This is a genomic window from Priestia sp. KCTC 13724 (assembly GCF_056820425.1).
In genome coordinates this window covers 1-1,458 of sequence record NZ_JBXDLD010000160.1, presented here as the reverse complement: position 1 = coordinate 1,458, position 1,458 = coordinate 1, and the positions used below count along the sequence as shown (strand labels likewise).

General features: G+C 36.5%; 2 protein-coding genes. Both read right to left on the bottom strand.

The window, feature by feature from the left end; genetic code table 11:
• Positions 1-65: 65 nt before the first annotated feature.
• Positions 66-1,073, bottom strand: coding sequence for a hypothetical protein (locus AC1UFB_RS17705; protein WP_482589617.1), 1,008 nt, complete (start codon positions 1,071-1,073; stop codon positions 66-68).
• Positions 1,070-1,330 carry a hypothetical protein gene (locus tag AC1UFB_RS17700; RefSeq protein ID WP_482589615.1) on the bottom strand — a complete coding sequence of 87 codons (261 nt, stop codon included), beginning with the start codon at positions 1,328-1,330 and terminating at the stop codon, positions 1,070-1,072. The genes AC1UFB_RS17705 and AC1UFB_RS17700 overlap by 4 nt, the downstream gene beginning before the upstream one ends.
• Positions 1,331-1,458: the final 128 nt, after the last annotated feature.

Sequence of the window (1,458 nt, the reverse complement as noted above, 5' to 3'; positions counted from 1 at the left end):
AAATTCAGTTAGCTGGCCGTTCGTCGTGCGTACCGTGAAGGTGCGCTATTTTTTATATTTCGGGCTTACGAAGCGATAACCGGATGTCTAGCTACATTGGCAATACTTTCACCTGTAGCAACTGTAGTCTTAATGGGATGGGCAACAAAAGTCTTTGCACCATCTACTGTATCATGTACAGCCTCTTTAGCTCCATCCCATGCCCCATTTCTTATCTGACTCCAAACAGATGGTTTGGCCGAATTTGAAGTACTTGTTACATGTTTAACATCCTCATCCTCTTGAGTGGATATGAGATTAACAGTAGTTTGTAGAATACCAAAGGCTTGTTTTCCTCTTCCCATTATATTTTTCATGTCTTGAAATGCTGCTTGCATTCTTTTTTGGGCAAAAGAAAAATTGTTATTCATTAAAGGAGGATGAGCTACCGGTAATGTGTTATTCTTAATTTTAATGTATTCCTTTTGTGCCATGATACTCCATGCTAAAGCACCGTTTTTTACTGTTTCATAAGTATAACCCATCCAATTTTGAACAACTTTTGGATGTAAAGTATTACGTGTAGAATGCAGGATAGAATTAGAGTTATAATCAACTCTAACATTATGTAATTGATTATTTTTACCTCTATGAACAACAGTATCTTTAAAAGATGGTAGAAGACTTAGCAAAAGCATACTAGATACTAATGGACTTCCAATAACGGATAACTTATTACTATTAGCGAAGTGATTCTCTCCAAAAATTTTCTGTAGAGTATACATATTAATGGATTCTCCGCCTAACAAACTCAATTGAGCCATAATTTTCAACTCTGCTTCTTCCATTTTCTCCTTGGTATATCTTACGTATGCCTGTAATTCATCTAAGTGATTACTGTATTGTTTTATTGAATGTTCAAGCTCGTCTTTTAACGTTTCGATTTCAGCTGTACTAGCCTCTGTGATGCCAACGGTTAATGAACTTATGTGCCAAACTAGAGAACGTGCAGCCGTACTAGCCTGGCTTTCGGCATTTGCAAGTTCGTTTGCTAGTGCATCCAATTCACTACCTTTGATTTGAATTTTACTCATTTTAATTCCTCCACCTTTGCATGGAGCCTATCCAATTGTTCATTAATTTCATTTTTAAGGTTGTTACCAAGCTCAACAACTTTTACCCCGTTTATATTTAATTTTTGAACATACTGGTCATAGCTATCTCGAGAAGCACCACTCCAGTTTTCTGTATAGCTTCCATGTGCTCTTTGAAATGTAAGTGTACTTTCCTCAAACTCTTTTAGCACATTGCCTATATTTGATAAAAGAGATTCAAGTGCTTCTATTTCCATCTTACACTTCATTCGCTTTGCTTCTTTTTCAAGTTTATCTGTTATATTAGTAACACTAACGTAAGCCCGAAATATAAAAAATAGCGCACCTTCACGGTACGCACGACGAACGGCCAGCTAACTGAATT